This window comes from Sphingomonas fucosidasi (assembly GCF_036663855.1).
Classification (GTDB): Bacteria; Pseudomonadota; Alphaproteobacteria; order Sphingomonadales; family Sphingomonadaceae; genus Sphingomonas; species Sphingomonas faeni_B.
Window position 1 is genome coordinate 105488 of record NZ_JAXOJR010000007.1, and the last position, 25294, is coordinate 130781.

Sequence of the window (25294 nt, forward strand, 5' to 3'; positions counted from 1 at the left end):
ATGTGTCATCGTAACGCGGTTCATTCGAAGGAGCCGCCCGTTGCGCTTGACCCTAGCTATACTCCTGCTCGCGGCGACGCCGGCCTTTGCCCAGCAACAGCCGGCCGCGCCCACGCCGGACGGCCCGACGCGCAGCTTCACCGGCAGCGACCTGTTCGGCCTGACGATCGCCGCCGATCCGCAGATCAGTCCGGACGGCAAGACGATCGTCTATGTCCGCCGCACCGGCGACGTGATGACCGACAAGATGCAATCGTCGCTCTGGCTGATCGACGTCGCGAGCGGTCGCCAGACCCCGTTCGCGACCGACGGCAGCAGCCCGCGCTGGTCGCCCGACGGGGCAAGGATCGCCTATGCCGCCCGCGACGGCGAGGGATCGCAGCTGTTCGTCCGCTGGATCGGCGGTGCGCAGAGCGCGCGCGTGACCAGTTTCCCCGGCGATCCGCAAGCGCTTGCCTGGTCGCCGGACGGGACCAAGCTCGCCTACATCGCCACCGTAGCGGGCGAGGGGACCAAGCTCGGCACGCAGCCGCCCAAGCCCGAGGGCGCGAAATGGGCCGAGCCGCTGACGATCATCGACCGCGTCAACTACCGCAACGACGGGCCGGGCTATGTGAAGCCGGGCTACGACCATCTGTTCGTGGTCGGTGCGGACGGCGGCGCGGCTCGGCAGCTCACCTACGGCAAGTTCGACGACGGCGGCCCGCTGTCGTGGACGCCCGATGGCCGCAGCATCGTCTTCGCCGCGATCCGCGGACCCGCCGCTGACCGCCAGGTGATGAACTCCGACGTGATCGCGGTCGATGCGACCAGCGGCACGATGCGGACGCTGACGACGCGTGACGGTCCCGATGCGCAGCCCCGCGTGTCGCCGGATGGCTCGAAGATCGCGTGGCTCGGTTTCGACGACAAGCGCCGCAGCTACGAGAACACGCAGCTCTATGTCGGCGACCGCGACGCCGCCTCGCCACGTTCGCTGACCGCCACGCTCGACCGCGCGATCGACGACGCGGTGTGGTCCGCCGATGGCCGTAGCCTGTATGCGAGCTATGACGACCACGGCCAGCGCCGCGTCGCGCGCATTGGCGTCGACGGTCGCGTCACGCCGCTGATCGACAATGTCGCGGGCGGCGGGCTCGACCGGCCCTATACCGGCGGCGAGTTCTCCGTCTCGAAGGGCGGCACGATCGCCTATACCGGCGGCGATGCGAGCGCGCCTGCCGACGTCTGGGTGCTGGCCGGCGGTAAGCCGCGGCGGCTGACGACGCTCAACGCCGTGCTGACCGGATCGAAGGCGCTCGCGCAGGTCCGGAAGATCGCGGTGACCGCGCCCGATGGTCGCCCGATCGACGCATGGCTCGCCACCCCGCCGGGCCGTGTCGCAGGGCAGCGCGTGCCGCTGATCCTCGAGATCCACGGCGGTCCGAACGCCGCTTACGGCCCCGGTTTCGCGACCGACATGCAGCTCTACGCCGCGGCTGGCTATGCGGTGCTGTGGACCAACCCGCGCGGTTCGACCTCCTACGGGGCCGAGTTCGCGAACCTGATCGACAAGACCTATCCGGCGGCCGATTACGACGACCTGATCGCCTCGGTCGACGCGGCGATCGCGGAGGGCACGGCCGATCCCGACAATCTGTTCGTGACCGGCGGATCGGGCGGCGGGCTGTTGACCGCGTGGATCGTCGGCAAGACCGACCGGTTCAAGGCCGCCGCGACGCAGAAGCCGGTGATCAACTGGATCAGCGAGGCGCTGACGATGGACAACACGCTGTTCACCTCGCGCTACTGGTTCACCAAGCTGCCGTGGGAGGATCCGATGAGCTATTGGAACCGCTCGCCCCTGAGCATCGTCGGCAACGTCAAGACACCGACATTGGTCGTGGTCGGGGGCGACGACTACCGAACGCCGGTCAGCGAATCCGAGCAATATTATGCGGCGCTCCAGATCCGCGGCGTCCCTACAGCGCTGGTGAAGGTGCCGGGCGCGAGCCACGGTGGCCTCGCCGCCCGCCCGTCACAATCCGCGGCCAAGGCATCGGCGATCATTGCCTGGTTCGATCGATATCGGAAGCCGGCAGCAGCAACGGCGCAGGGAGCAGCACAATGACGATACGGTACATGATGCTTGCCGGCGTGGCGCTGGTCTCGACCGCGGCGGTCGCGCAGGTCCAGCCTCCGCGCGTTGCGAAGAAGCCGTTCCAGGTGACGTCGCCCAACGGCGCGCGTGAGGACGATTATTACTGGCTGCGCGACGACACGCGGAAGAACCCCGAGATGCTCGCCTATCTCGCCGCGGAGAACGCCTATGCCGATGCGCAACTCGCGTCGCTGAAGCCGCTTCAGGCCAAGCTGTATGAAGAGACCGTTTCGCATATCAAGCAGGACGACAGTTCGGTGCCGTATGCGAAGAACGGCTATTATTACGGTTCGCGGTTCCAGACCGGCGCGGATTACCCGATCCTCGAGCGCCGCAAGGGAAGCCGCACCACGCCCGCCGAAACGCTGTTCGACGAGCCGGCGATGGCGAAGGGCCACAGCTTCTTCGCGCTGAGCGACTGGGCGGTAAGCCCCGACAACGCCCGCGTCGCCTGGGCCGAGGACACCGTCGGGCGACGGCAATATGTGCTCAAGGTGAAGGACCTTACGACCGGCGCGACGATCGCCGACACGCTCTCGAACATCGAGCCGAACGTCGTCTGGGCGGACGACAACAAGACGTTGCTGTACGTCGAGAAGGACCCGGTCACGCTCCGCGGCTACCGCGTGAAGGCACACGTCCTCGGCACGCCCGTCGCCAGCGACCGGTTGCTGTACGAAGAAAAGGACGACACCTATTCGATGGAGGTCTCGCGCACGTCCGACGACAAGTTCGTCTGCATTGGCGTCGGCAGCACGGTCAGCGACGAGCAACGCTGCGCACCGGCCGCTGCACCGACGAATTTCACGATCGTCGCACCGCGGGCACGCGAGTTTCGCTATAGCGCGGATCATATCGGTAATCGCTGGATCGTCCGCACCAACAAGGACGCGAAGAACTACAAGCTCGTCACCGTTGCCGACGCCGATCTGGCCAAGGGCACGGCGGCTTGGCGCGACCTCACGCCCGCCAGTGACACCGTCTTCATCGAGGGGTTCAAGCCGTTCGACGGGTTCGTCGCGATCGACCAGCGCGAGGGCGGCAACCGGATGATCCGGGTGCTGAGCGATGCGGGCAAGTCGACCGCGGTGACCGCCGACGAACCTGCCTATCGGATGTCGCTGGACGTCAATGAGGAGACGGCGACGCCTTGGGTTCGCTACACCTATGGATCGCTCGTCACGCCGACGACGACCTACGAGGTCAACGCGAAGACCGGCGAGCGGCGCGTGCTGAAGGTCGCGCCGGTGCCGGGCTACGACCCCGCAAAATACGTCACCGAACGCGTCTGGGCACCCGCGCGAGACGGCACGCGGATTCCCGTGTCGCTGGTCTACGCCAAGGGCACCAAGCGCGACGGCACCGCGCCGCTCTTCCAATACGCCTATGGCAGCTATGGGATATCGAGCGACCCCGCCGTCGACCCGGGCCGGATCGGCCTGCTCGACCGCGGCGTCGTCTACGCGATCGCGCATATCCGCGGCGGGCAGGAGATGGGCCGCGGCTGGTATGACGACGGGCATCTGCTCAACAAGAAGAACAGCTTCACCGACTTCATCGACGTCACCCGCTATCTCGTCGCGCAGAAATACGCCGCCAAGGACCGCGTCGCGGCGATGGGCGGCAGCGCGGGCGGGCTGCTGATGGGCGGCGTCGCGAACATGGCGCCGACGGATTACAAGCTGATCATCGCGCAGGTGCCGTTCGTCGATGTCGTCACGACGATGCTCGACGCGTCCATCCCGCTGACGACGTTCGAATATGACGAATGGGGCAACCCCGCGCAGAAGGCGTCGTACGATTACATGCTGAGCTATTCGCCGTACGACAACGTCAAGGCGAAGGCGTATCCGGCGCTGTATGTCGGCACCGGGCTATGGGACAGCCAGGTCCAATATTACGAGCCGACCAAATGGGTCGCCAAGCTCCGCGAACTGAAGACCGACACGAACCCGCTGCTGTTCCGGGTGAACATGGAGGCGGGGCATGGCGGCAAGTCCGGCCGGTTCGAGCGCTATCGCCAGAATTCCGAGTGGCAGGCGTTCATGCTGCAACAACTTGGGCTGGCTAAATAACGAACCGGCACTCCGAGCGGTGCCGGATCTAAACGAGAAGGTACGCGGATGCTGGTTCGGATTTTCATGGGCGCGAGCTGGGCTGCGGCAGATCGGCAGGAGGATTACGCGTTCGATGCGCTGCCGGCGGTCGGTCACAAGATCGCAATCGCGTATGACGATGGTTGGGAGGTGGCGACGGTGCGCGATGTCGTCCACCGGCTGACCGATCCGGAGACGGCGGCGGATATCGCGATATTGGTGTCGGTGCCGGTCGCGAGCGGGAATGCGGCGGATGCGTTGCCGCTCGCCGGATTGGATGGCGTTTCCGCGAAGACGCCGGGTGTGTCGGTGCCCAAGACGGCGAGCCCTTGGGGATCGTAATAGGATCCGCCGCCCGGTGATGATCCTCCCCCGCAAGGGGGAGGTGGCACCGAAGGTGACGGAGGGGGAGGATACGGGCCAGACGTTTCGCCTGCCTCCCCCTCCGTCTGACGAGGGCCAGCCACCTCCCCCTGGCGGGGGAGGATCGTGGGGTCAGGCGCCAGCTTCGGTAAGGGCGTCGAGCTGGTCCTTGGTCAGGTCCAGCGTCATCGCTGGCAGCAGGTCCTCGATCTGCTTCACGCTCGTGGCGCTGGCGATCGGCGCCGTCACGCCCGGCTGTGCGATGAGCCAAGCCAATGCGATCTGTGCGTGCGTCGCACCGGTGGCTTCGACGACTGCATCCATCGCGTCGAGCACGGTCTTGCCCTTGCCTTCGAGCAATTCGCCCATCCGGCCGCCGCGAACGCTCTGGCCGAGATCGTCCTTAGTCCGGTACTTGCCGGTGAGGAAGCCCGAGGCGAGACCGTAATAGGGCAGCACGCCGATATTCTCAGTGACGCAGTAATCCTGCAGTTCGCCTTCGAACTTGGTCCGGCTGACGAGGTTATATTCGGGCTGAAGCACATGATAGCGCGGCAGGTCCGACGTCTTCGCGGCCTCGACCGCGGACTTGAGGCGGGCGGCGTGGAAGTTCGATGCGCCGATCACGCGGACTTTCCCCGCATCGACCAGCTTACCGAACGCTTCGAGGACGGCGTCCTGCGTCTGCGAATCGTCGTCCTGGTGCGCGTAATACAGGTCGATGCGATCGGTGCCGAGGCGCTTGAGCGAGGCTTCGGCGGCCGCGGCGATGCGCGCGGGGGCGAGCTTCTCGCCGCCTTCGCCGGGGAGCATGCCGACCTTGGTCGCGATCAGCACGTCGTCGCGCTTGTTGCTGGCCTTCAGCCATTCGCCGATCATGCTCTCGGACTCGCCGCCCTTATGACCGTCGACCCACGCCGAATACACGTCTGCAGTGTCGATCATCGTGCCGCCACCGGCGACGAACGCGTCGAGCACGGCGAAGCTGGCGGCGCGGTCGGCGGTCCAGCCGAACACGTTGCCGCCGAGGACGAGGGGGGCGATCTTCAGATCGGTCGAGCCGAGGCGGCGAAGGGTCATCGAGTCTGATCGCTTTGATTCGAGGGTAGTTCGGGATTTGAGGGTAGTTCGGGATTCGAGGGTAGTTCGGGATTCGAGGGTAGCTCTGTATCGCCAGGAGCGGCAGCGATCGCGTTCAGGTCGACGCTGTTAGCATCGAGCATCGCGGCGGCTTCGTTCAACTGGTGCGCTTCGTCGGCGGTGACGGCGCCGGGTTCGCTGGCCGGTGAGCAGGCCGCGAGGGTGGAAACAGCAAACAGCGCCCCCACCATCACACCGTCATGCCAGCGAAAGCTGGTATCTCTCCGTGTAGGTCGTCGTGAGCCTAACCGGGAGGTCCCAGCGTCCGCTGGGATGACGGGGAGGTGGGGGCGCCTTGGCAAGGCTTAGTCCTTGATCGCGTTGCCGGCGCGGGTCAGCGCGTTGCCGGTGGCGTCGGCGGCGCGGTCGGCACCGTTGGCGATCGAGGCACCTGCGCGGTCGGCACCGGCTTCGATCCGGTCACCGGCGCGGTCGGCCTTGACGTCGAGGTTGTCGGTGGCGTTGTCGAGCTTGGCGCCGGTGTTGTCGAGCGAGCGCTCGGCCGACCCGAGGGCGCGGTCGCTGGCGGCGCTGACGTCGTCGACGGCGTTGGCCGTGGTCGCGCTGGCGTCGGCGGCGATCGCGTTGGCGGCCTGTGCGGTCTGGTCCTGCGCGTTGTTGCTGCAGGCGGCGAGACCGGCGGTGAGCGCCAGGGCGGGGATCAGGAACTTCTTCATACTATCTACTCCCGTAAATCGGCTTCGGCCCGGACGGGCATCGCCTTGTGGACCAGCAAACGTCTGGCCCATAGCGCAATCGAACGCCGGTCGAGCGTTTCCGATCCGTCACGATCGCGCACGATGCGATAAGTCGCAGACGCTTACGCCCGCGTTGACCTCATATAAAGAAATCTTTATATGACCTGTCATGACGATGGCGCTCGAAATATTCCGTGCACTGGCGGACGCGACCCGGCTGCGGATGCTCGCTTTGTTGCGGCGGATGGAGCTGTCGGTCGGCGAACTCGCGCAGGTGCTCGGGCAGAGCCAGCCGCGTGTCTCCCGCCACGTGAAGATCCTGTGCGATGCCGGGCTAGCGGAGCGTCGCAAGGAGGGCAGCTGGGTGTTCGTGGCACTGGGCAGGCCCGCTTCGGTCGAGCCGGTCGCGGCGGCGCTCGATGCCTGGGCAAAGGCGGAGCCGGACCATTGGGCGGTCGCGGATGCGGCGCGTCTGGCCGCGGTGCGCGCCGACCGGGCGGCCTCGGCGGCGGCGTGGTTCGAGGGGCATGCCGACGAGTGGGACGCGATCCGGTCGCTGCATGTCGCCGACAGCGAGGTCGAGACGGCGATGGCCGCGGTACTGGGTGACGCGCCGATCGGGACGCTGATCGACATCGGGACCGGCACCGGGCGGATGCTCGAACTGTTCGGCGGGCGGGCTACGGTCGCGCTCGGGATCGATCGCAGTTCGGAAATGCTGCGGCTGGCGCGCGCCAAGCTGCACGACATGACCCACGCGGAATTGCGGCAGGCGGATTTGTACGCGCTGCCGATGGCGGATGCGGCGGCGGACGTCGCTATCCTGCACCATGTGCTGCATTTCGCGCAGCAGCCGGGCGCTGCGGTGAGCGAGGCCGCGCGGGTACTGGCGCCAGGCGGTCGCTTGCTGATCGCCGATTTCGCCAGCCACGACCGCGAGGAATTGCGGGTGCGCGATGCGCATACGCGGCTCGGCTTCGCGGACGATCAGATGGCGGCGTGGTTCGAGGCGGCGGGCTTGCAGACGGCGCGCGTGGAGACGCTCGAGGGCGGTGAGTTGACGGTGAAACTATGGCTCGGCCGAAAGATCGGCGCGAGCTTGCGTGAGGTGAAGGCGGCATGACGAATTCTTCGATTTCCCAATTGGCCCCCAACCCGACCGAAGCGCGCCGCGCGCTCGAGGAACCGCTGTTCGCGGATCTGGCGGGCGATGTCGGTATCAGCTTCGAATTCTTCCCGCCGAAAAGCGATAAGATGGATACGCAACTCTGGGAGGCGATCCGCACGTTGGAGCCGCTCGGTCCCGATTTCGTGTCGGTCACCTATGGCGCGGGCGGTTCCACGCGCGAGCGGACGCATGCAACGGTCGCGCGGATCCAGCGCGAGACGTCGATGAACGCGGCGGCGCACCTGACCTGCGTCGAGGCGACCAAGGCCGAGATCGACCAGGTTGCCGAGGAATATTGGGCAGCAGGCGTGCGCCACATCGTCGCGTTGCGTGGCGACATGCCGACGCTCGGCCAGCCATATCAGGCGCATCCGGGCGGGTATGAGAATGCCGCGGCCTTGGTTGCTGGGTTGCGGAAGCTGCACCCGTTCGAGATTTCGGTCGCGGCGTATCCGGAATGCCATCCTGAATCGGGCGGTCACGACGCGGATATCGACAATCTGAAGCGCAAGATCGATGCCGGTGCGAGCCGCGCGATCACGCAGTTCTTCTTCTCGCCCGAAGCGTATTTCCGGTTTCGCGACCGGGTTGCAGCCGCAGGGATCACCGCGCAGATCCTGCCGGGTATCCTGCCGGTGTCGAACGTTGCGCAGACGCGGAAGTTCGCGGGACTGTGCGGGGCCGAGATCCCGGCATGGATGGACCGGTTGTTCGAGGGGCTCGACGATCATCCTTCGGCGCGGCAGCTCGTGGCGGCGACGATCGCGGCCGAGATGTGCCGGCGGCTCTACGCGGGGGGCGTGAAGGACTTCCACTTCTACACGCTCAACCGCGCGGAGCTGGCGTACGCGATCTGCCACATGCTCGGTGTGCGCGCGAAACCTGCGACAAAGGTCGCCGCGGCCTGACGAACAATCCGTCACCCCAGCGAAAGCTGGGGTCTCACGGTAATACAGCGTGCCCTCGCGGCACGAGATCCCAGCTTTCGCTGGGATGACGGGGATAGGTACGATGACACCACGTGAACGATTCAACGCGGAAGCCGCCAAGCGCATCCTGATCACCGACGGCGCGTTCGGTACCGAGATCCAGAACTGGAAGCTCGACGAGGCTGCCTATGCGGGCTCGCTTGGCCTGAGCCACGACCAGAAGGGCAACAACGACATCCTGGCGATCACCAAGCCGGAAGTCCCCGAAACGATCACGCGCGAATATCTGGAGGCCGGGTCGGACATCGTCTCGACCAACACGTTCAGCGCGAACGTCATTTCGCAGGCCGATTACGGCGCCGAGCATCTGGTGCGCGAGATCAACGTCGAATCCGCGCGGATCGCGCGTGCGCTCGCCACCGAATACGAGGCGAAGGACGGCCGTCCGCGGTTCGTCGCCGGCGCGATCGGGCCGACCAACAAGACGCTGTCGTTGTCGCCAGACGTCAACGATCCCGGCTATCGCGAGATCGACTTCGATTATCTCAAGGGCGTGTACCGCGAGCAGATCGACGCGCTGCTGGAAGGCGGCGAGGGGGTCGGCGTCGACTTCATCCTGATCGAGACGGTGTTCGACACGCTCAACGCCAAGGCCGGCATCATGGCCGCGATCGAGGCGGGCGACGCGCTCGGCCGCGACGTGCCGATCATGATGTCGATGACGTTGACCGATCTCAGCGGGCGTAACCTGTCGGGGCATACGGTCGAGGCGTTCTGGCACGCGGTCCGGCATGCCAAGCCGATCACGATCGGGCTGAACTGCTCGTTCGGCGCGGAGCAGCTTCGTCCGCATGTGAAGACGCTGAGCGCGATCGCGGACACGCTGATCATGATCTATCCCAATGCCGGCCTGCCCAACGAACTCGGCGAGTATGACGAGCAGCCCGAGACGACGGCTGGGCTGGTCGGCGAGTGGGCGGTGGCCAAGCAGGTCAACGTGCTCGGCGGCTGCTGCGGGTCGACGCCGGCGCATATCAAGGCGATGGCCGATGGCGTGCGCGGGCTTGAACCACGTGCGGTTGCGCGGCCGGAGGTGCGGACCAAGCTCGCCGGCCTCGAACCGTTCACGATGGCGGCCTGACCTGAGATTTGACGTCATCCCAGCGAAAGCTGGGATCTCCCGGTGGTGAGGGAGTGACCTGTCACCACGATACCCCAGCTTCCGCTGGGGTGACGGAATTTGGATTGCGATGACCACGACCACGACTTCCTCCTCCTCCTTCGTCAACATTGGCGAGCGCACCAACGTCACCGGCTCGGCGCGCTTCAAGAAGCTGATCATGGCGGGAGATTATCCCGCCGCCGTCGAGGTCGCGCGCCAGCAGGTCGAGAGCGGTGCGCAGGTGCTCGACGTCAACATGGACGAGGGGCTGCTCGACGCGCACCACGCGATGACGACTTTCCTGAAACTGATCGCCGCCGAACCCGACATCGCGCGCATTCCGTTCATGGTCGACAGCTCGAAATGGAGCGTGATCGAGGCCGGGCTGAAGTGCGTCAGCGGCAAGCCGATCGTCAATTCGATCAGCATGAAGGAAGGCGAAGAGCAGTTCCTGGCGCAGGCCAAGAAGTGCATGGCGTACGGCGCCGCCGTCGTGGTGATGGCGTTCGACGAGGTCGGGCAGGCCGATACCAAGGACCGCAAGGTCGAGATCTGCGAGCGCGCGTACAAGCTGCTCGTCGGGATCGGTTTCCCGCCCGAGGACATCATCTTCGATCCCAACGTGTTCGCGGTCGCGACCGGGATCGAGGAGCACAACAACTACGGCGTCGACTTCATCGAGGCGTGCAAGGAGATCAAGGCGCGCTGCCCGCATGTCCACATCTCGGGCGGGCTGTCGAACTTCAGCTTCTCGTTCCGCGGCAACGAACCGGTGCGCCGGGCGATGCACAGCGTGTTCCTATATTACGCGATCCCCGCGGGCATGGATATGGCGATCGTCAACGCCGGCCAGCTTGACATCTATGACGACATCGATCCCGAATTGCGCAAGGCGGTCGAGGACGTCGTGCTTAACACCGATCCCGAGGCCGGGGACCGCCTCGTGGCGCTTGCCGAACGCTATCGCGGCACCGACGTGGTCGCCGAGAAGGCGGCGGCGGAGTGGCGCTCGCTGGGCGTGAACAAGCGGCTCGAATATGCACTGGTGAAGGGCATCGACCTCCACGTCGTCGAGGATACCGAGGAAGCGCGGCTGATCATCGCCGGCAATGGCGGGCGCCCGATCGAGGTCATCGAAGGCCCGCTGATGGACGGTATGAACGTGGTGGGCGACCTGTTTGGATCGGGCAAGATGTTCCTGCCGCAGGTCGTGAAGTCGGCGCGCGTGATGAAGAAGGCGGTGGCCCATCTGCTGCCGTATATCGAGGCGGCCAAGGAGCCCGGCGCGCGCGGCAAGGGCAAGATCATCATGGCGACCGTCAAGGGCGACGTGCATGACATCGGCAAGAACATCGTCGGCGTGGTGCTGCAGTGCAACGGCTTCGACGTGGTCGATCTCGGCGTGATGGTGCCGTGGTCGAAGATCCTGGAGGCCGCGAACGAGAACGATGCGGATATGATCGGGCTGAGCGGGCTGATCACGCCCTCGCTCGACGAGATGGTAACGGTGGCCGAGGAGATGAAGCGGGCGGGGATGACGATGCCGCTGCTGATCGGCGGCGCGACGACGTCGAAGGTCCACACCGCGCTCAGAATCGCGCCGGCGTATGACGGGCCGGTGGTGCATGTGCTCGATGCGAGCCGGGCCGTGGGTGTGGCGTCGACCTTGGTGTCGGACACGATCCGCGACGAGTTCGTGACGAAGACCGCGGACGAATACGAAGCGGTGCGGATCTCGCGCGCGAACAAGGGGCAGAGCGAATTGCTGCCGCTGGCGACCGCGCGGGAGCGCAAGTTCGTGGCGGACTTTTCGCTCAAGCCGCCCGCGCCGGTGAAGCCTGGCGTGCATGTGTTTTCGGACTGGGACCTGTCCGACCTGCGCGACTATATCGACTGGACGCCGTTCTTCCGTGCGTGGGAGCTGGCGGGGAATTTCCCGGCGATCCTGACCGACGAGGTGGTCGGCGAGAGCGCGAGCGCGCTATATGCGGACGCGCAGGCGATGCTCGATACGATCGTCGCCGAGAAGTGGCTGACGCCGCGCGGGGTTGCGGGGCTGTGGCCGGCGCGGCGCGAAGGGGATGATGTACTTGTATCCTCCCCGGCACGGGGAGGGGGACCGCGCAGCGGTGGAGGGGGCGTGCAACACAGCGCCCCGCTCGCGGAGGCCCCCCTCCACCATCCTGCGGATGGTCCCCCTCCCCGTGCCGGGGAGGAATATAGATTACCCATGCTCCGCCAGCAGATCGCCAAGCGCGAGGGCCGCGCCAACATGTGTCTCGCCGATTTCGTCGACACCCAGGACGACTGGTTCGGCGGCTTCGCGGTCGGCATCCACGGGATCGACGACCACATCGCGCGCTTCAAGGCGGACAATGACGATTACAACGACATCCTGCTCAAGGCGCTCGCCGACCGCTTCGCCGAAGCGTTCGCCGAACGGCTGCACAAGCATGTCCGCACCGACCTGTGGGGCTATGCCGAGGGGGAGCAGCTCACCAACGAGGCGATGATCAAGGAACAGTATCGCGGTATCCGGCCGGCACCGGGTTACCCCGCGTGCCCGGACCACAGCCTCAAGCCGATCCTGTTCGACCTGCTCGATGCCGAGACCGCGACCGGTCTCGAACTGACCGAAAGCTTCGCGATGTTCCCGACCGCGGCGGTTTCGGGCTTCTATTTCGGCCACCCGCAGGCCGAGTATTTCGGCGTGGCGCGGGTCGGTCGCGACCAGCTCGAGGATTACGCCGCACGCCGTGGCGCGGACCTCAAGACCGCGGAACGCTGGCTTCGTCCTAATCTCGACTAAGGTCCGGGCTCGCGCGCGGAACAACCGCCGCGAGCCTGCGCTTACCATGGGTCCACATGCGGAGACCCGATGACCGTTCCCCAGTATCTTTCGATCGCCACGCTGTTCGGGATGATGGCACTCTTCGTCTGGGGCAGGTTCCGCTACGACGTCACCGCGATCCTCGCGCTGCTCGCCAGCATCGCGCTCGGCATCGTCAGCCCGAAGGAGGCGTTCAAGGGCTTCTCCGACGATATCGTCATCATCGTCGGCTCGGCGCTGGTGATCTCGGCGGCGGTGCAGCGCTCGGGCATCATCGAACGCGCGCTCGCCAAGTTCGCCAAGCGGGTGACGCGGGTCCGTTCGCAATTGCTGCTGCTGACCGCGTCGGTCGGGTTCGCCTCCGCGCTGGTCAAGAACATCGGCGCGCTGGCGATGCTGATGCCCGCCGCGTTCCAGATGGCGAAGAAGAACGACACCTCGCCCTCGGTCTTCCTCATGCCGATGGCGTCGGCATCGCTGCTCGGCGGGCTCATCACGCTGGTCGGGACGTCGCCGAACATCATCGTCAGCCGCGTGCGCGAGCAGATGACCGGGCATCCGTTCGGGATGTTCGACTATGCGCCGGTCGGGCTCGGGCTGACGCTGATGGGGCTGATCTACCTCCGGTTCGCGTACCGGCTGCTGCCGCGCGATCGCCGTGCCGCGCCGACGATGGGCGAGGCGCTCGACATCAAGGGGTATGTGACCGAGGCGATGATCCCCGACGGCTCGCCCGCGGTCGACGAGACCGTCGATGCGTTCCTCGACCGCCACGACCGCGAGGTGACGATCACCCGGATCCTGCGCGCCGGGATGCGCAGCGCGCCGCAAGACCACACGCATCTGCGCGCCGGCGACACGCTGATCCTCGGCGGAGAGCCCGATGCGCTCGAACGGGTAATCGCGCGCGACCGGCTGAAGCTGGAAGGCGAGGACCGCGAAAAGGCCGACGAGGACGACGATGACGAGGTCGGCGTGATCGAGGCGGTGATCGCGCAGGATTCGCCACTCGTCGGTCGAACCGCGGCGAGGCTCGCGTTGCAGGCCCGCTACGGCGTCAATCTGATCGCGATCTCGCGGCAGGGCGAGCATCTCTCGCGGCGCCTCGCCAACACCGAATTGCGGGCCGGCGACGTGCTGGTGCTGCAGGGCCCGCTCGAACAATTGCCCAGCAAGCTGCGCGATCTCGGCTGTCTGCCGCTGGCGCAGCGCGAGATGCGGCTCGGCGTGTCGAAGCGGAGCTGGCTGCCGATCGCCATCCTCGCGGTGGCGATGAGCGCGACCGCATTGGGGTTCGTGCCGGTGGCGGTCGCGTTCTTCGCCGCGGCGGGGCTGATCATGGCGACCGGCGTGCTGCCGGTGCGCGAGGCGTACGACCATGTCGAATGGCCGATCCTGATCATGCTCGGCGCGCTGATTCCGGTCAGCGATTCGCTGCGTACCACCGGCGCGTCGGAGGTGATCGCGACGTGGCTGTCTTCGACCGCGGCGACCTTGCCGCCCTGGGGCGCGGTTGCGCTGATCCTGGCGGCGGCGATGGCCGTAACGCCGTTCCTCAACAACGCCGCGACCGTGCTGGTGATGGCGCCGATCGCGGCGACCTTCGCGGGCGATCTCGGGTTCCGGCCCGAGGCGTTCCTGATGGCGACCGCGGTCGGGGCGGGGTGCGATTTCCTGACGCCGATCGGGCACCAGTGCAACACGCTGGTGATGGGGCCGGGGGGGTACAAGTTCGGCGATTACGCGAGACTGGGCGCACCGCTGTCGCTGCTGGTGCTGCTGGTCGGCACGCCGCTGATCGTCGCGGTCTGGCCGATGCATTGAACGGGACCTAACGATCCTCCCCCGCCAGGGGGAGGTGGCTGGCTCTTGCCAGACGGAGGGGGAGGAAAGGGCAAACCCTCGTTCCGTATCCTCCCCCTCCGTCGCCTACGGCGCCACCTCCCCCTGGCGGGGGAGGATCAGAAGAAGATTCCGCTTCCCTCCGAGAAAGGGAGTTACGCGCCTGATTCGGCTGGTTTACCTTCGCGCACGTCACCCGGCAGGCCGCTGATCGTCTTCACCTCCATGAAGTCCGTCAGCCCATAGCGCCCGTTCTCGCGGCCGTTACCCGACTGCTTGTAGCCACCGAACGGCGCGCCGATGTCCGGGCTCCACGAGTTGATCGTCACCAGCCCCGCGCGCAACTTCGGCGCGACCTTTGCCGCCGCCGCCGGGTCGCCCGAGATCGTCGCCGACAGCCCATATTCGGTCGCGTTGGCGATGCGGATGCCTTCGTCCTGGTCGTTGTACGCCGTAATCGTCGCGACCGGTCCGAACGTCTCCTCCTGCGCGATCCGCATGTCCGGCCGCACGTCGGTGAACAGCGTCGGCTGGATGTAGAAGCCCGCATTGCGTCCGTTCGGCCGCCCGACGCCGCCCGTCACCAGGGTCGCGCCTTCGTCGATCGCCGACTGGATCAGCCCCTGGATCTTGTCGAACTGCGCCTTGTTGACGACCGGGCCGATGTGCTGGCCCATTTCGGCTGGATCGCCGACCTTGGTCTGCTCCATCATCGACTTCACGATCGCGGTCGCCTCCGCGACCTGGCTCGCATGGACCAGCAGGCGGGTCGGCGCGATGCAGCTCTGGCCTGAATTGGCGAGCACGCCCGCCACCGTCGGCGGAAGAACCGACGCGAGATCGGAGCCTTCCAGCACGAGGTTTGCCGCCTTGCCGCCAAGCTCCTGATGCACGCGCTTGACCGTCGGCGCCGCCGCCAGCGCGACCGCGATGCCGGCGCGCGTGGACCCCGTGAAGCTCACCATGTCGACGTCGCGGTGCGCGCACAGTGCCGCGCCGACGCCTGGCCCATCACCGTTGACGAGGTTGAACACCCCCGCCGGCACGCCCGCCGCATCCATGATCTCCGCCAGGATCACCGCGCACGACGGCGCTTCCTCCGACGGCTTCAGGATCATCGTGTCGCCCGCCGCCAGCGCAGGCGCCACCTTCGCGCAGATCTGGTTGAGCGGCCAGTTCCACGGCGTGATCATCGCGACGACGCCGAGCGGCTCGTGCACGACGGTCGCCTTGCCGATGACTTCCGAGAATTCGAACGCCGCCAGCGCCTTCGCGGTCGCCGAGAAATGCGCGAGCCCGGTGGGTGCCTGCGCCATCGACGCCAGCGCCATCGGTGCGCCCATTTCCTGCGACATCGCCTTGGCCAGATCGGGCATCCGCGCCTTGTATTCGGTCATGATCCGGCCGAGCACATCGAGCCGCTCCTGCACGCTGGTCTGGCTCCAGCTCTCGAACGCCGAACGGGCCGCGGCCACGGCCTTGTCGACATCGGCTGCGGTACCGAGCGTGATTTCCGTACACTGCTGTTCGGTCGACGGGTCGATCACCTGATAGACGGTGCCGCCTTCGCTCTCGACCCACGCGCCGTCGATATACTGCTTCAAATAGCTTTTCATCGTGCCTCTCCGCATCTTGTCTCGCAAAGGTTTGGGCTCGCCGGAGATCGGTTGCAACCCGAAACGCATGCCGTAGGGTAACCCGGAAATTGATCAGGAGGCCGGCATGGCGAGAGTGGCATTCATCGAGAAGACCGGCGGCCCCGAGGTGATCCAGTGGCGCGACGTGACGCTGCCGCCGCCGGGCAAGGGCGAGGTGTGGATGCGCAACACCGCGGTCGGGCTGAACTACATCGACACCTATCACCGTGGCGGCGTGTACCCGATCGACCTGCCCTCGGGCCTCGGCAGCGAGGCGGCGGGCGTCGTGATGGCGGTCGGCGAAGGCGTCACCGACTTCGCGCCCGGCGACCGCGTCGGGACCTTCGGCCCATCGCGCGGCGCCTATGCGACCGAGCGTAACGTCGCCGCGAAGGATCTTTTCAAGCTGCCGGACACGCTCGACGACCGCACCGCCGCCGCGATGCTGCTCAAGGGCTGCACCGCCGAGTTCCTGGTCGAACGCTGCGCGAAGGTGCAGGCGGGCCAGACCGTGCTCGTTCACGCGGCGGCGGGCGGCGTCGGCCACATCCTCGTCGGTTGGCTGAAAGCAATCGGCGCCACCGTCATTGCCAGCGTCGGCAGCGAGGAGAAGGCCGCACGCACCCGCAAAGCCGGCGCCGACCACGTCATCCTCCACAAGTCCGAGGACATCGCGGCCCGGGTCCGCGCGATCACCGACGGCGAGGGCGTGCCGATCATCCTCGACGGCGTCGGCGGCGCGACCTGGAATGCATCGCTCGACAGCGCGGCGCGACGCGGCCTGATCGTGAGCTACGGCAATGCCGGCGGCGTGGTCGACGGCGTCAACCTCGGCATCCTCGCGCGCAAAGGGTCGCTGTTCGTGACCCGTCCGACCTTGTTCGACTATTACGTCACGCCGGACGAGCGGAAAGCGGGCATCGCGCGCCTGTTCGCGATGATCGAGAACGGCGCGATCACTCCCGAAATCGGCCAGACCTTCCCGCTCGAAGATGCCGTCGAAGCGCATCGCGCGATCGAGAGCGGGGCGACTTCGGGTAGCACGTTGCTGCTGCCGTAACCCGCGCGTTAGCGCAGGAGGGGTGACTCACGCGGAGGCGCGGAGACGCGGAGGTGTCCCGAGCGGTACGACCGTCGCGTCACATTTCGGCCGTCGATGCTGAGGGGGGGCCGTTGGTCCCGTATTCAGCACCTCCGTGTCTCCGCGTCTCCGCGTGAACCCATTCTTCTGGCCTCTTTGCGCCTTCGCGCCCTGGGCGCGACAGGCGGCGCGGTCGTGGACGTCCGCTAACGATTATAGCCATCGCGTGTCCGGCGCTTTCAATGCTGGTTCGATGTGGAATCGTTCGCGCGATCGTACGATGGGATAGCCGCCGAAGCCGCTGTCACCGTGCTGTCATGCTGACGTAACGGCGCTGCCATGCGCGACCGCTACCGCGCCTCCCAAGCCGGCTGAAGAAGTCGGGACCATCCGGGGGAATACCATGAAATCGAACCTGTCGAACCGCGTTCGCGGTCGCGTCGTCGCGCATGCGCTGCTCGCCGGCTGTGCGCTGAGCCCGCTGACCGTTGCGAGCGCCCATGCGCGTCCCGACGCAGCGACACCGGTCGGCGCGCCGCGCGCGCCTGGGGCGATCACCGGCACCGTGTCGCAGGCGGGCAGCGGCGAGTATCTCGATGGTGCCTCGGTCTCGATCCCCGCACTCGACCTGTCGACCGTGGTCGATCGCACCGGACGGTTCTCGCTGGTCGGCGTTCCCGCCGGCACGCACGAACTCGTGATCCGCTATGTCGGCTTCCCCGATGCGCGCCGGACCGTGACCGTCGCCGATGCCCCGGTCACGCTCGACGTCGCGATGACCGCGGTCGTCGGCACGGATGCGGGCGCAGGCGAGGGGGCCGAGATCGTCGTCTCGGGCTCGCGCCCGATCGCGGAATCCGAAGCCGCCGCACTCCAGATCCAGCGCACCAGCCCGTCGCTCGTCTCGGTCATCGCTTCGGATTCGATCGGTCGCCTGCCCGATCAGAACGTCGCACAGGCGGTCAGCCGCCTCCCCGGCGTCGGCGTCCAGCGCGACCAGGGCCAGGCGCGCTACATCACGTTGCGTGGCGCCCCGATCAACTGGACGACGCTGTCGATCGACGGCATCAATGTCGTCAGCCCCGAAGGTCGCGACGCCCGCTTCGATTCGATCCCGTCGGCGATCGCCTCGCAGATCGTCGTGCGCAAGGCCGTCACCCCCGACATGACCGGCGAGACGATCGCCGGCAATGTCGACATCATCACCCGCTCCGCGTTCGATTATCCGGGCATGAAGGTGCAGGCCAAGGGCGGCCTCGGCCATGTCGAACTCGGCAAGAAGACCGAGTATGAAGGCTCGCTCGTCATCTCCGACCGGATCGACACCGGCATTGGCGAGTTCGGCATCGTCTCGTCCGCCAGCCTGTACCGTCGCGGCATGGTCACCGACAATTTCGAGACCGACTTCGAGGCGGTCAAGGAAGACAAGCGGCCCGGCTATCAGACGCGCAACTGGGCGCGCGAGACCGAGAACAAGCTGTATCGCCTGACGCGCAAGAACTACTCGCTCTCGACCCGGCTCGACTGGCGCCCGGCGCCCGGCCACAAGCTGTTCGCGGAGACGATCTACTCGGCGTTCGCGGACGACGAGCAGCGTAACAACTACATCTTCGATCTCGACGATCAGCAGTCGCGTGCGCCGACCGGCAGCGCCCCCTGCACCGTCAACGCACGGCCTGCGTCGGGCACCACGGGCTATGCCGACATCTGCACCGGCAATACGCCCTTGCTCGGCACCGTCTACGGCGTCGATCTCAACGCGAACTTCACGGTGCGCAAATACAAGCAGTCGGTCTTTACCAACACGGTCGGCGGCGATCACGAACTCGGCGAGTGGAAGGTCGCATGGCGCGGTAACTTCACGCGCTCGATCGACGACCGAACGCAGCCGGCACAGCTGAACTACGAAAGCCCCAGCTTCGCGAACGCCACCAATCGGCTCACCGTGGGCTACGACCTGACCGATCCGCAGCTCGCCAAGGTCCAGCTGTTCCGCACGATCCGCAACGCCGACGGGACGTTCTCGCGCGGCGCACAGGTGACCGCGATCGAGGATTTCCCGACGTCGCTGACCCGCCTGCGCTCGCTGAAGGCAAAGGACGTGACCGAGGCCTATACCGCCAAGCTCGACGTCAGCCGCGAGGCGTCGCTGTTCGGGGCGCAGACGGTGTTCACCGCCGGCGTCCGCTATGACGACCGCACCAAGACCGCGAACGAGGATCTGCTCGACATCAGCAGCGCGGCGCAGTTCGCCGCTGCGGGCATCTCCACCAACTATGCCGCGATCGCCAAGCCCGGCGGGTTCCAGGGCAAGATCCCGCTCGGCTACACCTTCCAGTATTTCGACCGCGACAAGGTGCTCGGGCTGGTCGACCAAGCAAAGAGCGTCGCCAACTACGCGCCGGTCGACGCCAATTTCTACGAGGTCGGCGAGCGGGTCTATTCGGCCTATGCGATGGCCACCACGACGACCAACTGGGGCAGCATCGTCGGCGGCGCCCGCGTCGAGCATATCCGCAACGACGCGCGCGCCTTCTCGATCGACGCGGCGACCAGCGTGGCGACGTCGGTCGAGGCGAAGTCGAGTCAGACGCTGGTCTATCCGAGCCTCCATCTGAACTGGGACGTCAACGATCGGATGAAGGCGCGCCTGTCGTTCAACACCGGCGCCGCGCGGCCCGATTACGATCAGCTGCGTCCCAACCTGACCTACAACGACGCGAACCTGACCGTGTCCGGCGGCAACCCCGACGCGAAGCCGGAAAAGGCCAAGGGGGTCGACGCCTATGTCGAATATTACACGATGCCGCGCGGCTTCCTGTCGATCGGCGCCTATTACAAGGACGTCACCAACGTCCTGTTCGATTCGGTGCAGACCTTCGGCAGCAATATCCTCAACAGCGGCGGCAGCGATCGTTCGCAATATCAGTTCTCGACCGTGCTGAACGGCGGCAAGGGCTATATCATGGGGATCGAGGGCGCGATCCAGCAACAGCTCGACCCGTTCACCGCCGATCTCGGCCTGCCGGACTGGATGGGCGGCTTCGGCATCCAGCTCAACGCGACGATCAACAAGAGCCGCGCGGATACGCCAGGCACGGCTGATATCCCGTCGCGGAAAGTGCCGCTGCCCGGCGCGTCGGACGCGATCTACAATCTGATCGGCTATTACGAGAAATACGGCTTCTCCGCGCGCGTCTCGTACCAGAACCGCTCGGCATGGCTCGACGCGATCGGCTCGGTTGCGAAGGTCGGCGACACCGTCCGCGGCGTCGATGGCGGCGATTTCTACTGGGCCAAGGACAATGAACTGGACGCATCGCTCCGCTACGCGATCAACGGCAATTCTGAGATCTACGCCGATTTCGCTAACCTGCTGAATGGTCCGGGCCGCCGCTATGTCGGGACGTCGGCGTACACGATCGAGCATGAGACGTTCGGGCGGCGCTACACCGGCGGCGTGCGGGTGACGTTCTGATGCGCGCGCTTCCCTTTGCCGCGATGCTGCTCGCGGGGTGCGCGACGACCTCGGCCCCCGTGGCGGTCGAGGCGCCGATGGTCGCTGCGACCGCGGAGACGGAGCCGGTCGATACCGCGGCCGATGCCGCAGACGATCCCGCGATCTGGCGCAACGCTGCCGATCCGTCGAAGAGCCTCGTCATCGGCACCGACAAGAAGGCGGGCATCCACGTCTACAGCCTGATCGGCAAGCGGCTGAGCTTCACGCCCGCCGCCCGCCTCAACAACGTCGATCTGCGCGATCTCGGCGGGCGGGTGATCGCCGCGGCCAGCGACCGCGCCGATGCGGCGACCGCGCATGTGTCGCTCTTCACGCTCGACACGGCGGCGGCAAAGCTCGTCCCGCTCGGCCGCTTCCCGGTCGGCGCGGGCGAGGCGTACGGCATGTGCCTCTGGACTCGTGCCAGCGACAAGGCGCTGTTCGGCTTCCTCGTGCTGAAGGACGGTCGCATCGACCAGGTCGCGATCGACCTGTCGGGTGCATCGCCCAAGGTCACGACGGTCCGCTCGATGAAGCTCGGCACCCAGTCCGAAGGCTGCGTCGTCGACGATCGCACCGGGCAGCTCTACGTCGCGGAAGAGGATGTCGGCCTCTGGCGCTTCGACGCCGACCCCTCCGCACCGGTGACCGCAACGCCGATCGCCAAGGTCGACGGCAAGACGCTGGTCGCCGACGCCGAGGGCCTCGCGCTCGCACCGTCGGGTAGGACCGGCGGCTATCTCGTCGTGTCGAGCCAGGGCGACAACGCCTACACGCTCTACCGCCTGCCGGGCGTCACCTATGCCGGTCGCTTCCGGATCGGCGGCGGCGGCATCGACGGGACCAGCGATACCGACGGCATCGATCTGATGCTCGGCGATTTCGGACCGGCCTATCCGCGCGGGTTGCTGGTAGCGCAGGACGGCGACAACGCCCCGGCCACGCAGAACTTCAAATATGTCAGCTGGGACGCGGTGCGACAGGCGCTGAAACTCCGCTGAGGGGCCGCTGTCGATCGCGTCACTCCGCCGCGATCGACAGGGTTGGCGGTTGATCGGCGACCACCACCCGATCGCGCCCGCCACGCTTGGCGCGGTACAGGGCGTTGTCCGCGAGCTGGATCAGGGTCGACCCGTTGCGCTCCATCTCGGGATACCAGGCGGCGATCCCGAACGACATCCGAATGGCCCCGAGCGAGCGATCACCGTGCCGCACCGAGGTTTCGGCGACGGCCATGCGCAGGCGTTCGACCCGTTCGACCAAGGCCGGCAGCATCGCGCCGGGCGCGATGATCGTGAACTCCTCACCGCCATAGCGGCAGACCACGTCGCCATCCCGGAAATGCCGGGTCATCTCGGTTGCCACCGCGCGCAGCACGACGTCGCCGGCATCGTGGCCGAACTCGTCGTTGAACCGTTTGAAGTGATCGATGTCGCACATCGCCAGTCCCAGCGGCTCGCCGGTTCGCGACGCCCGCGCGATTTCGATCGCCAGCGCTTCTTCCATATACCGCCGATTGAACAGCGCGGTCAGGGGGTCGCGGATGGTCTGTTCGCGCAAGCCGCGTTGCAACTGGTGGTTGAGCAGCGCGGAGGCGATGTTCTCGGTGAGCACCGCAAGACGGAACCGGCTCTCGGCCTCGACCACGCCTTCCAGATACAGCAGGCCGATGACCTCGCCGCCCGCGAGCAGCGGTTCGCAGTGATAGACGGCCAAAGGATCGTCGACATGCGCGCAGACGACGTCGGTTCCCGGCGCGACGACGCAATGGCCCTGGCCGCGGCGCAATCCCCAGCATTGCTCGGGCGAAAACGCCTCCTGTGTCAGAGTCAGATCGCCCCAGCTCGCAAGCCTGACCAACAGGTTGCGCGAATGATTATGCGCATACAGCGCCCCTGGTATCGCGGGGAGCACACGCGGCACGAAACACTGGATGACCGCGGCGAGCTCGCCATCCGTGCGCGCCGTCTGCATCCGGTGCGACATCCCGCCGAGCAGCTCGATCATCTCGCTGCGCGCCTGCAGCGTGTCTGCATTGCGCCGCAGCTCGCTATTGGCACGCTGCAGATCGGCGTCGCTTATCGATTGGAGCGATCCTGCGACGGCCAGCCTGTCGGCCATTTCGTTATAGGCCTCGGCGAGGGCGCGGAATTCGGACGTGCCGATCGTGTCGGTCACGCGCGCGTCGCGATCGCCGTCGCCGAACGCGTGCATCGAGTGCAGGATCGACCGGGTCGGCCGTCGCACGCCACGAATGATCAGCGTCACCGCCATCGCGAGCAGCGCGATGATCGCGGGCCCGCCGATCAGCGGCAATTGCCGGTTCCAGCTCGACTGTTGCTGCGCGGCGTAGAGGCGCACCGACAACAAGTCGCGCTCGGACTGCCGTAGCCGCTCGGCACGGCGCGCAACATCGTCCATCAGGTCCCGGCCATGCCCATTGGCGACGATCGCGATCGCCTCGTCGAAATGCCCGCTTTGGCCGAGCGACAGCGGTATCCGGAGCGATGCGATCTTTCGCGCGGCGATCCGCTGTAGCCCCACAGCCCGGTCGTGTTGCGCGGGATTGTCGCGCGTCAGGGCAACCAGCGCGGCGGTATCGTTGGTCGCCTCGACCGTGCGATAATCGAAACTCCGCGCGTAGCTCGTGTCGCGGGTGAGGAGAAATCCGCGCTGGCCCGATTCCGCCTCGCGGAGGTCGGCCATCGTCTCGTCGATCTTCTGGATAAGCTGTTCGGTCTGGCTGACCCAGTCGAGCGACGTCTTCATCCGCGCGCTCGCATCGATCAGCAACACCGCCAGTGCAAGCATCGCGATCGACACGCTCGCGCCGAGCCAGCCGATCCGCGCGGATAGCGATGACAGGGAAAACACAGACATGCCAACGTGATGCACGCCAACCGTAAAGATTTGGCTTCCAGCGAGACATCTGGCCCACCGTTCGTTCCCTATCTCGCTGGTCGGTTAGCGTAGAGGGCTGGCACCGGTAGCAGGTTTCGATACTGGCGGAGCGAAGGCTGGCATTGCCGGTCGGGCTGGAGCGGGTGAAGGGAATCGAACCCTCGTCACTTGCTTGGGAAGCAAAAGCTCTACCATTGAGCTACACCCGCATACACGCGCCGTGTGGCGGCGCGGTGCCGCGTCCGTACCCGGCACGATCGCGAAGTTCAAGCGTCATGCGCGCACGGAACGTCCGCGGGCGTACAGCGCTGTAGCAGCACGGGCACGATGCCCCAAAGGACCAAGGCATGCCGACCTCCACACCGATCCACGCCGACCCGTCGGACCTTCAGCCGGCCGATCTGCCGCGGACCGGACCGTCGCGGATCGGGCCGTCGCGGACCGGGCCGTCGCGGACCGGATTGTCGCGGCCGGTTGCGGCGTTGATCGTCGCCGGCGTGCTCGGTGCCAGCGCGCTCGTCGGGCGGCGCAATGCGCCCGACCCGTCGCACCCCAGGACGCGGCGCTGGTATAAACGGCTCGACAAACCCGACTTCACGCCGCCCGATGCGGTCTTCGGCGCGGTCTGGCCGGTGCTTGAAATCGGGCTCGCGGTCGGCGGCTATCGCCTGATGCGCGCGCCCGCCGACCCGCGTCGCAATGCCGCCGTGGGGCTGTGGCTGTTGAACACGGCGATGATCGGCGGCTGGACCGAATTGTTCTTTCGCAAGCGCGCGCTGGATACGAGCACGGTTGCGGCGGGGGCGATGGTCGTCACCGGCGCCGCCTATGTCGCGACCGCTGCCAAGGTCGATCGCCCGGCGGCGGGGCTGGGCGTGCCGTTCGTCGCCTGGCTCGGCTTTGCCACGGTGCTGGCGGCGGGAATCGGTCGTCGCAACGAGTCGCGATCATGAACCGGCTGACCGTCTGGCATGATGGCGATTGCCCGCTGTGCCGCCGCGAGATTGCGCTGATGCGGCGTCTCGACCGTCGCGGCGCGATCGAGTTCGTCGATGCGACGGACGGCGACGCATCCTGCCCGATCGATCGCGGCGCGTTGCTCGCGCGGTTCCATGCGCGTGAGAATGGGCAGATGCTGTCGGGCGCCGCTGCCTTCGCGGCGATGTGGCGCGCGATCCCGATCTTGCGGCCGTTGGGAATGGCGGCGCGCAACCCAGTCGCATTGCGATTGCTCGAACGCCTCTACGTCGCCTTCCTGCGGGTCCGGCCCAAGCTCCAGGGCGTGATGCGTCGGCGTGAGGCTGCCGGACAATGACGGTTGCTCGCGATTCCGCGCTGCCGGGCCAAGTAAGCGTCTGGGACTTTCCCCGGCCCGCAATCGCCGAACCAAGTGCGCGCCATATCCGCATCGAGCACCGCGGTCATGTCGTCGCCGAGACGGGGGCGAGCGTGCGGACGCTGGAGACCAGCCATCCGCCAAGCTATTACATCCCGCCGGACGACGTCGTGATGACGCTGTTGCGGCGATCGACGCATCGATCGTTCTGCGAATGGAAGGGCGACGCGGTCTACTACGACCTCGTGGTCGACGGCGAGATTCTCCGCGATATCGCCTGGAGCTATCCCGCCCCGACCCGCGCCTTCGCGGCGTTGCGCGATCACCTCGCCTTCTACGCGGCGCCTTTGGACGCGTGCTACGTGGATGGCGAGCGGGTCGTCCCGCAACCCGGTGGGTTCTACGGCGGGTGGATCACGCGCGATCTTGCCGGGCCGTTCAAGGGCGTGCCCGGCAGCCGCTATTGGTAGCC

Annotated in this window: 19 protein-coding genes and 1 tRNA gene; 14 read left to right on the forward strand and 6 right to left on the reverse strand. The window is 66.6% G+C overall.

Annotated elements, in window-relative coordinates; translation table 11 throughout:
* Positions 1 to 40 precede the first annotated feature (40 nt).
* From U1737_RS13870 to U1737_RS13880, 3 genes are read left to right on the forward strand one after another with little or no spacing between them, the layout of a single operon-like run.
* Positions 41 to 2110 (forward strand): prolyl oligopeptidase family serine peptidase, encoded by a 2070-nt coding sequence (locus U1737_RS13870; protein ID WP_332797172.1) that lies wholly within the window; start codon positions 41 to 43, stop codon positions 2108 to 2110.
* A complete protein-coding gene (locus tag U1737_RS13875; RefSeq protein ID WP_248523028.1) occupies positions 2107 to 4215 on the forward strand; it encodes a S9 family peptidase in 2109 nt (702 codons plus the stop codon). The genes U1737_RS13870 and U1737_RS13875 overlap by 4 nt, the downstream gene beginning before the upstream one ends.
* 48 nt (positions 4216 to 4263) lie before the next feature.
* On the forward strand, positions 4264 to 4578 hold the full coding sequence (locus tag U1737_RS13880) for a hypothetical protein (RefSeq protein ID WP_332797173.1): 315 nt from the start codon (positions 4264 to 4266) through the stop codon (positions 4576 to 4578).
* A 153-nt stretch (positions 4579 to 4731) separates the two neighbouring features.
* Here the strand turns inward: U1737_RS13880 and U1737_RS13885 are convergent, their stop codons facing one another.
* From U1737_RS13885 to U1737_RS13895, 3 genes are all read right to left on the reverse strand, one after another.
* Positions 4732 to 5679, reverse strand: a complete 948-nt coding sequence (locus U1737_RS13885) for an aldo/keto reductase (protein ID WP_332797174.1) — start codon at positions 5677 to 5679, stop codon at positions 4732 to 4734.
* On the reverse strand, positions 5676 to 5930 hold the full coding sequence (locus U1737_RS13890) for a hypothetical protein (RefSeq protein ID WP_332797175.1): 255 nt from the start codon (positions 5928 to 5930) through the stop codon (positions 5676 to 5678). The genes U1737_RS13885 and U1737_RS13890 overlap by 4 nt, the downstream gene beginning before the upstream one ends.
* Before the next feature lie 114 nt (positions 5931 to 6044).
* A complete protein-coding gene (locus U1737_RS13895) occupies positions 6045 to 6416 on the reverse strand; it encodes a hypothetical protein (RefSeq protein WP_332797176.1) in 372 nt (123 codons plus the stop codon).
* A 190-nt stretch (positions 6417 to 6606) separates the two neighbouring features.
* Between U1737_RS13895 and U1737_RS13900 the strand changes: the two genes are divergently transcribed.
* The 5 genes from U1737_RS13900 (at position 6607) to U1737_RS13920 (ending at position 14350) form a co-directional block, all read left to right on the forward strand.
* A complete protein-coding gene (locus U1737_RS13900) occupies positions 6607 to 7560 on the forward strand; it encodes an ArsR/SmtB family transcription factor (RefSeq protein ID WP_248523032.1) in 954 nt (317 codons plus the stop codon).
* Positions 7557 to 8513, forward strand: a complete 957-nt coding sequence (metF, locus tag U1737_RS13905; RefSeq protein WP_332797177.1) for a methylenetetrahydrofolate reductase — start codon at positions 7557 to 7559, stop codon at positions 8511 to 8513. The genes U1737_RS13900 and metF overlap by 4 nt, the downstream gene beginning before the upstream one ends.
* 103 nt (positions 8514 to 8616) lie before the next feature.
* Positions 8617 to 9675, forward strand: a complete 1059-nt coding sequence (locus U1737_RS13910; protein ID WP_332797178.1) for a homocysteine S-methyltransferase family protein — start codon at positions 8617 to 8619, stop codon at positions 9673 to 9675.
* Positions 9676 to 9784: 109 nt separating this feature from the next.
* A complete protein-coding gene (gene metH / locus U1737_RS13915) occupies positions 9785 to 12505 on the forward strand; it encodes a methionine synthase (RefSeq protein ID WP_332797179.1) in 2721 nt (906 codons plus the stop codon).
* A 69-nt stretch (positions 12506 to 12574) separates the two neighbouring features.
* Positions 12575 to 14350: an SLC13 family permease gene (locus U1737_RS13920; RefSeq protein ID WP_332797180.1), complete on the forward strand. Its 1776-nt coding sequence runs from the start codon at positions 12575 to 12577 to the stop codon at positions 14348 to 14350.
* 173 nt (positions 14351 to 14523) lie between these two features.
* On the opposite strand, the gene U1737_RS13925 is transcribed toward U1737_RS13920, so the two are convergent.
* Positions 14524 to 15984, reverse strand: a complete 1461-nt coding sequence (locus tag U1737_RS13925) for an aldehyde dehydrogenase family protein (protein WP_332797181.1) — start codon at positions 15982 to 15984, stop codon at positions 14524 to 14526.
* Positions 15985 to 16090: 106 nt separating this feature from the next.
* Between U1737_RS13925 and U1737_RS13930 the strand changes: the two genes are divergently transcribed.
* The 3 genes from U1737_RS13930 to U1737_RS13940 all read left to right on the forward strand — a co-directional run bounded on the left by U1737_RS13930 (position 16091) and on the right by U1737_RS13940 (position 21586).
* Positions 16091 to 17065, forward strand: coding sequence for a quinone oxidoreductase family protein (locus U1737_RS13930; RefSeq protein ID WP_332797182.1), 975 nt, complete (start codon positions 16091 to 16093; stop codon positions 17063 to 17065).
* 424 nt (positions 17066 to 17489) lie between these two features.
* Positions 17490 to 20564 carry a TonB-dependent receptor gene (locus tag U1737_RS13935; RefSeq protein WP_332797183.1) on the forward strand — a complete coding sequence of 1025 codons (3075 nt, stop codon included), beginning with the start codon at positions 17490 to 17492 and terminating at the stop codon, positions 20562 to 20564.
* A complete protein-coding gene (locus U1737_RS13940; protein WP_332797184.1) occupies positions 20564 to 21586 on the forward strand; it encodes a phytase in 1023 nt (340 codons plus the stop codon). The genes U1737_RS13935 and U1737_RS13940 overlap by 1 nt, the downstream gene beginning before the upstream one ends.
* 19 nt (positions 21587 to 21605) lie before the next feature.
* Here U1737_RS13940 and U1737_RS13945 read toward each other — a convergent pair whose 3' ends face one another.
* Both U1737_RS13945 and U1737_RS13950 read right to left on the reverse strand, forming a co-directional pair.
* Positions 21606 to 23465, reverse strand: coding sequence for a diguanylate cyclase (locus U1737_RS13945; RefSeq protein WP_332797185.1), 1860 nt, complete (start codon positions 23463 to 23465; stop codon positions 21606 to 21608).
* 156 nt (positions 23466 to 23621) lie between these two features.
* Positions 23622 to 23695, reverse strand: a tRNA-Gly gene (locus U1737_RS13950).
* Positions 23696 to 23833: 138 nt separating this feature from the next.
* Between U1737_RS13950 and U1737_RS13955 the strand changes: the two genes are divergently transcribed.
* The 3 genes from U1737_RS13955 to U1737_RS13965 are packed head-to-tail and all read left to right on the forward strand — an operon-like array spanning position 23834 to position 25292.
* Positions 23834 to 24439 (forward strand): TspO/MBR family protein, encoded by a 606-nt coding sequence (locus tag U1737_RS13955; protein WP_332797186.1) that lies wholly within the window; start codon positions 23834 to 23836, stop codon positions 24437 to 24439.
* Complete coding sequence (locus U1737_RS13960) at positions 24436 to 24801, forward strand: thiol-disulfide oxidoreductase DCC family protein (RefSeq protein WP_332797187.1); 366 nt, start codon at positions 24436 to 24438, stop codon at positions 24799 to 24801. Before U1737_RS13955 ends, U1737_RS13960 begins: the two co-directional genes overlap by 4 nt.
* Complete coding sequence (locus U1737_RS13965; RefSeq protein ID WP_332797188.1) at positions 24798 to 25292, forward strand: DUF427 domain-containing protein; 495 nt, start codon at positions 24798 to 24800, stop codon at positions 25290 to 25292. Before U1737_RS13960 ends, U1737_RS13965 begins: the two co-directional genes overlap by 4 nt.
* Positions 25293 to 25294: the final 2 nt, after the last annotated feature.